Source organism: Aeromonas sp. QDB18, assembly GCF_027705325.1.
Lineage (GTDB): Bacteria > Pseudomonadota > Gammaproteobacteria > Enterobacterales > Aeromonadaceae > Aeromonas > Aeromonas caviae.
In genome coordinates, this window is record NZ_JAPDBQ010000046.1 from 20,622 (window position 1) to 27,153 (window position 6,532).

4 protein-coding genes and 2 pseudogenes are annotated in these 6,532 nt (G+C 66.0%); 3 read left to right on the forward strand and 3 right to left on the reverse strand.

Going from position 1 to position 6,532, the window contains the following annotated elements; all coding sequences use genetic code 11:
- The first annotated feature begins 15 nt into the window (after positions 1-15).
- Positions 16-1,329: a sodium-dependent transporter gene (locus OKC30_RS09385; protein WP_041211033.1), complete on the forward strand. Its 1,314-nt coding sequence runs from the start codon at positions 16-18 to the stop codon at positions 1,327-1,329.
- A gap of 36 nt (positions 1,330-1,365) precedes the next feature.
- On the opposite strand, the pseudogene OKC30_RS09390 reads toward OKC30_RS09385, so the two are convergent.
- The 3 genes and pseudogenes from OKC30_RS09390 to OKC30_RS09400 all read right to left on the reverse strand — a co-directional run bounded on the left by OKC30_RS09390 (position 1,366) and on the right by OKC30_RS09400 (position 5,002).
- Positions 1,366-3,002: pseudogene (locus OKC30_RS09390) on the reverse strand (hypothetical protein).
- 142 nt (positions 3,003-3,144) lie between these two features.
- A pseudogene (locus OKC30_RS09395) lies at positions 3,145-3,599 on the reverse strand (hypothetical protein).
- Between the two features lie 29 nt (positions 3,600-3,628).
- Positions 3,629-5,002: an aminotransferase-like domain-containing protein gene (locus OKC30_RS09400; protein WP_048206924.1), complete on the reverse strand. Its 1,374-nt coding sequence runs from the start codon at positions 5,000-5,002 to the stop codon at positions 3,629-3,631.
- A gap of 116 nt (positions 5,003-5,118) precedes the next feature.
- Here OKC30_RS09400 and OKC30_RS09405 point away from each other — a divergent pair, with 116 nt between their 5' ends.
- Positions 5,119-5,715 (forward strand): LysE family translocator, encoded by a 597-nt coding sequence (locus OKC30_RS09405; protein ID WP_039039402.1) that lies wholly within the window; start codon positions 5,119-5,121, stop codon positions 5,713-5,715.
- Positions 5,716-5,817: 102 nt separating this feature from the next.
- Entirely contained in the window at positions 5,818-6,408 is a 591-nt protein-coding gene (locus OKC30_RS09410) for a LysE family translocator (RefSeq protein ID WP_010672906.1), read from the forward strand.
- Positions 6,409-6,532: the final 124 nt, after the last annotated feature.

Here is a 6,532-nt window from a genome sequence, read left to right on the forward strand (position 1 = left end):
TTGCCCGGAGGTTGTATGAGCCAGGTTCAGTGGTCTTCCCGTATTGGTCATGTGCTGGCGGCCGCCGGCTCGGCGATCGGCCTTGGCGCCATCTGGAAGTTTCCCTATGTGACAGCCACCAACGGGGGAGGTGCCTTCCTGCTGGTGTTCCTGCTCTTCAGCTTCACCCTGGGGGTCGCGGTGCTGGTGGGGGAGACCCTGCTCGGCAGCCGCAGCCAGCGCGGCGTGCTCGGCGCCTTCCACAAGCTGGTGGGGCCGAACTGGCGCTGGATGGGTTACATGGGGATCCTGTGTGGCTTCTTCATCTACAGCTTCTACAGCGTGGTGGGGGGCTGGACCGTGGGCTATGCGGCCCTGGCCGTGGGCGGCGAGCTCAACCTGAGTGAGGCGAGCACCCTCACCGCACTTTTTACCGGTTATGTGAGCGATCCCCTCTGGCCGGCCCTCACCCATCTCGTCTTCGCCGGGCTCACCTGGTGGTTCGTGCAGGGAGGGCTGCAACAGGGGGTGGAGCGGGCGCTGCGCTGGATGATGCCGGCCCTGTTCGTGATGATGCTGCTCCTGGTGGTGACCGGGCTCTCCATGCCGGGGGCCATGGCCGGGGTACGCCAGTTCCTGATGCCCGACTTTTCCCACCTGACGGGGCAGGGGGTGCTCGACGCCCTGGGGCTGGCGTTCTTCTCCCTCTCCATTGGTCTCGGGGTACACACCACCTATGGCGCTTACCTGCCGAGCAGTGACGGGGCGCTGCGCTCCGGGGTCTGGGTGGTCACCCTGGCGAGCTGCATCTCGGTGCTGGCGGGGCTGATGATCTTCCCGGTGCTGGCCTCCACCGGCATCGATCCTGCCGCCGGCCCCGGCCTCACCTTCATGACCATGCCGGCGGTGTTCAACCACCTGCCGTTCGGTCAGGGGCTGGCGGTGATCTTCTTCCTGCTGCTGCTGGTGGCGGCGCTCTCCTCCTCCATCTCCATGCTGGAGCACCTGGTGCGCTTCACCACCGAGGAGTGGGGCTGGTCGCGCCGCAATGCCTGCCGGGTCCTGACCCTGCTCATCATGGCCTGCGGCATTCCGGTCAGTCTGTCATTCGGGCCCTGGGCGGACTACACCCTGTTTGGCAAGACCCTGTTCGATCTGCTGGATTACCTCACCTCCAACCTGATGATGCCCCTGTTCGGTCTGGTGCTGACCCTGCTGCTTGGCTGGAAGCTGGGGGACAGTATTGTGCCTGCGGATCTCTCGCCGCTGATGCGTGGTGCGCTGCTCTGGTGCTGGCGGCTGGTCGCCCCCCTGCTGATCGCGGGGATCCTGGTGCGGGGCTTGTTGTAACGCACCTGCCAGGGCGGCATGCACCGCCCTGGATGGCTATAGGCCCTGATGGGGACCGAGGGGCGGCAGTTTGGGGGCCAGGTGGGATCTCACCTGTTGCAGGGTCTCCCGATAGGCGTTCCCATGGTGTTCCAGGAAGGCGGCACTGTGGTTGAGACGCTGCTCCAGCCTGTCCACCAGGCGGGCCACCGCCGGGGCCGCCATGCCGGCGGGCCAGCACTGGGTCAGCAATACCAGCAGTTGCCAGGCATCCCCCGCCTGGGCCGGGAATCGCTCCTGCAGGGTCAGAGCGCTCTGCACGGCGAGCTGGAGCTGACCCGTGGTCATGGCCCGTTGCCGCTCCTCGCGCAGCTGGGTCAGCTGCTGCTCCCGCTGCGCCAGTTGCCGCGCCAGATCGTCGACCACCTGCAAAATGAGCCCCTGCAGCAGCGGGGTCTGTGCCACCGGCCCCTGATACTGGCCGAGCTGGGCCAGATAACGCTGGGCATGGTGGGGAAGCCCGCAGAACTGGCTGACGGCCACCCCGAGCAACTGGTTGAGGTGATTGTCCCGCGCCGCCTCCGGCGGGTGCTTGGCCAGCAGCATCAAGGCGTCATCGAATCGATAATCCATACCCAGCATCAGGGCGCGCAGCAGCCCCTCCTCGTGGGCACGCAGGGTCACGGCCTGCTGACCGAGCTCCTCCAGCGCTTGCTGCAGCCCATGAACTCTGGCCTCTCCCGGTGGATGCCAGAGCACCGCCAGGGTCGCATCCAGCAGGCAGCGTTCGACAGAGTGGCGAAACGTCTGTTTGGGGAAGTAGCGCAGGATGAAATCGGTGGCCTGCGCCAGCACCTGACCTTCATCCCTTCGCAGCAAGGCCAGCAAGATGGCTAGCTGGCGCCACTGCGGCTGCCAGGGGCAGCGTTGCAGCAAGCCTGACAAGGTTTCCCAGGCCGGATCCCACTGCGCCTCGTGCAGTTGGCAGGCGAGAACCAGCGCCTGATGGATGACGGGGGGCAGTCGCTCCCGGTTGCGGGCCAGATCCTTGTGGGCGCTCTCCACCCGGTTCAGCCCGAGCAGAGCCTGGTTCAGTCCCTGGCGTGGCCACCAGGCATCGTGCTCCGTGGTGCAGATGGCGTAGTGCTGGGCGGCCTGCACCCGTTCCCCGGCTTGCAGCAGCATGTAGCCCTTTACCCTGTCCATCTGTGCTTCCAGCCCCTTGTGGCTGGCGTGCCGGTAAAGCAGATCCTCGCATTGGGCGCAGGCGCTGCGCCACTCCCTGAGCGCCATGGGGGTGGCCAGGGGGCGGGTCACCGTGGTCAGTGCCAGCAGCGCTTGCAGGCTGTGCGCCAACTGCTCCGTGGTGAAGGGCACGGCCAGACGCAGGGCGAAATAGAGGTCGGAGGGGGGAACTGGCCGGTGTCCTCGTCCTGCTCCAGCAGCAGGAGCACGCAGCCGGGCGCGAGCAGGCCCAGGTGGTGTGCTTCATGCAGCAGCCTGACTCCCTCGTGGGCCTGGTGGTGATACTGGCGGCAAAGAATGGCATCAAAGGCGTGCTGGCACAGCAGGGCGGGCAGGCTTGCAATCTCTTTGCAGTGGAACAGCTCGGTGGGGGGCAGCCCCAGATCACTCAGTCCCTGGGTGAGGGTCGAGCCCATCATGGCATCGTCTTCGATGAGGAGGATCTGCATCTTTGACGCTCCTTCGCCGGTCGGGGGTGGAGAGGTTGGATTCAAAGTTAGCCTCCACTCTCCCGCGAGAGCCAGAGGGGGTCAATACCCCACCTGGGTCAGGAATGGCTCAGTGCCAGCCTTGGGCAGGGCAAAGAAAGCATCACTGAAGGCCGGGCCCCCTGGCCGAGAAGGGGCAGTCCCGCTGGGGGACACGCAGCTCCCCGGCTCCCGACTCTCCCTGCCAGGCGAGCTCGAGCTGGCCCAAGCGCCCGAGGCGGCGCAGCTCGAACTCGTAGCGCAGGCAGGGGTTGTCGGTGGGCAGCTGTGTCATCCCGGCGGGCAGCCGGTAGTCGTAGCGCAGCAGAGGGCCATCTTGCAGCCAGCTCTGCACGGGCACCACGTCGGTGCGGGGGCCTTGAGATAGCGGCGCAGCGCCACCGGGGCGTCGATGGCTTTTTGATAGTGAAGGCCGTTCATGGCTGCTAACTCCTCCTCCAGCCGCGTCAGCTCCCCCTCCAGCCCGCTCAGGGCGGCGCCAAGCTGTTGATGGGCCGGGGAGGCGCAGCCTCCCAGCAGCAGGGTCGCGATCAGCAGGGCGGGACGGACGGCAGACATGAAGGTTCCTCGGGTGCCAGGGTCAATGACTATAGCAGGGGATTGGTGGGCGGCGTGCCCCTCAGCAGCCCGGCGAGGCGCTCCAGCCCTTCGGCGACGCGGGCGTCGGTGGCGGGCTGACTCAGGCTGAGGCGTACTCCCTGCGGGGCGGCAAACTGGCCGGCGGCGAAGTGTTCTCCGCTGGCGACCCCCACGTCAAGGGCGTTGGCGGCCTCCGCAAACTCCTGGCTGCGCCAGGGCTCGGGCAGCGGCAGCCAGGCGTGCATAGACCCCGGCTGCCAGCGTGCTCCCGGCAACAGGTGGCGCAGGAGCTCACCCCGGCGCGCCAGGATTTTTCGCTGGTGTTCGATGAGCGGCATGATCTGGCGCTGGCTCACCAGCTTGCAGGCCAGCTCGATGAGCAGCGGACTCACCATCCAGCTCGACAGCCGCATCGCCTGGGCGAAGCCGTTACGAAGGGCGGGAGGGGACAACACGAAGCCGACCCGCAGGCCGCCGCAGGCTATCTTGGCGAGACTGCCGAGGTAGATGACCCGCTCCGGTGCCAGGTTGACCAGGGGAGGGAGCGCACTTTCGGGCAGCAGGCCGTTGACGTCATCCTCGACGATCAGCAGATCGTGGCGACGGGCGATGGCGACGATGGCGTCGCGTCGCGCCAGGCTCATGGTGGCCGTGGTGGGGTTTTGCAGGGTGGGGGTGAGGTAGAGCAGCTTGGCCCGGCGGGTACGGCACGCGGCATCCAGCGCCTCTGGCAGCAGTCCCTCCTCATCCATCGCCAGTCCCACCACCTGATTCTTGAGCTGGCGTGCATTGCCCAGCATGCCGGGGTAGCTCAGTCCCTCGCAAAACAGGGTCTCTCCCACGCAGCCGGTGGCCAGCAGGGCCAGCATGATGCCGTGCTGGGCACCATGGCTGAACAGCAGGCGATCTTCGCTCGCCGTGATGCCCTGCTCGGCGAGCCAGTCGACAAACAGCTGGCGCTGTGCGGGGCGTCCCGCCTCCTTGTCATAGCCAAGCAGGCCGTTGAGATCCCCCTGCGCCAGCTCGGTGAGCAGGGGCCTGATGATGGCGCCCCTGTCCAGCTGGACCGGGAGGTTCTGCCACAGCTCGATGCGCTGGCTGTCTTCATTGCGGATCACCCATTCGTTGGCGGGATCCGCCGCTCCCCTGACCCAGGTGCCGTGCCCGACCCGGGCCGCCAGCAGGCCCCGTCGCTCCGCCTCGGTGTAGGCGCGGGTGACGGTGCCCACGGTGACCCCCAGCTTGTCTGCCAGGGCCCTGTGGGTCGGCAGCCGGGTCTCGGGTGAGAGGATGCCGGTGGAGATGGCCTGCTCGATGGCCTTGACCAGTTTGAGGTAGAGGGGCCCCTCGAAAGGGGTGAGGTCGGGCGTCCAGATTGTCATGGTGACAATAAATCCATTGATCCAAGATTGTCCGCAATATAGCGTGATTATCAGTCTTTACACAACTAACAAGCACACATTGTATCGGTACAATGTGGCGAGAAAGGAGTCTCCCCATGACCATCGAATGGTATGCCACCCTGTTTGGCTTCGCCCTGCTCACCTGCGGCACGCCAGGGCCGAACAACCTGATGTTGACGGCGTCCGGCGCCAACTTCGGCGTGCGTCGCACCCTGCCCCATCTCATCGGGGTGGCGGTGGGCCAGCCTGTGCTGCAACTGGTGCTGGCGCTCGGCTTCTATCCGCTGTTCGAGCGCTGGCCCCTGCTCAAGCTGAGCCTGCAGGTGCTGGGCAGCCTTTACCTGCTGTGGCTGGCGTGGCGCATCGCGGTGGCAGGCGCCCCCGGAGATCCCGCCAGCCGTGCCCGCCCCTTGACCCTGCTTGAAGGGCTGGGCTTCCAGTTCCTCAATCCCAAGGCGTGGATGATGGGGATCTCGGCCATCAGTCTGTTCAGCCTGCCGGGGAGCGACTACTGGCCGAGCATGTGGGGCATCATGAGTGTCTTCCCCATGGCGGGGTTCCCGGTCTGCTTCGCCTGGGTGATGTTTGGCCATCAGCTCAGCCGCTGGATCAACTCGGACAAGGGGTGGCGTCGTCTCAACGGCAGCCTGGGTGCCTTGACCGCCCTGTGCGTGGTGATGCTCTGGTATTAACAGCACCTTGATTATTCATGCAAAGAAAATGCATTGCTGACCTTGTCGTCAGGGCGTCGGCTCTGCATATTAGGAGGCTTGCCGTATCTGAACGAGGTTGAGATGGATCTGAACTGGTTGCTCCCCCTGGCGGGCTTTGCCCTTATCACCTGTGGCACGCCGGGCCCCAACAACATGCTGCTCACCAGTGCCGGGGCCGCCCAGGGGTTTCGCCGCTCCGTGCCTCTGCTGGTGGGGGTGGTGGGGGGCATCAACCTGATGATCCTGGCCACGGCCCTGGGGCTCGGGGTGGTGTTCGAGCGTCTGCCCCTGCTGCACGACGGCCTCAAGCTGGTGGGGTCGGCCTACCTGCTCTGGCTGGCCTGGAAGGTGGCCAACGCCAGTGGCCCGGCGGAGGGGAACCGGCCGCTCATCCCGGCCCATCAGGGGGCCATGCTGCAACTGCTCAACCCCAAGGCCTGGATGATGGCGCTCTCCGCCATCAGCGGCTTCACCCTGGCGGGGGAGGCTTACTGGCCGTCCGCGGGCTGGGTGCTCGGCATTTTCTTCGTGACCGGCCTCTATACCGGTGCCTTCTGGGTGCTGTTCGGTGCCCAGGTGCGCCGCCTCATCCGCACCGCCACCGGCTGGCGTCGTTTCAATCTGGGCATGGGGCTCGCCACGGCGGCCTGCGTGCTGATGATCTGGGTTTAGGCCTCGGCCTGAGCCTTTACCGGCTGTCTTGTTGGCCCTTCGGGGCCTTTTTTATGGTTCATCGCGGCTTTCCGGGGAAGGCCGCCTTGATTTTCAGAAAAAAGTATTCTGAGTCCCTAAATCC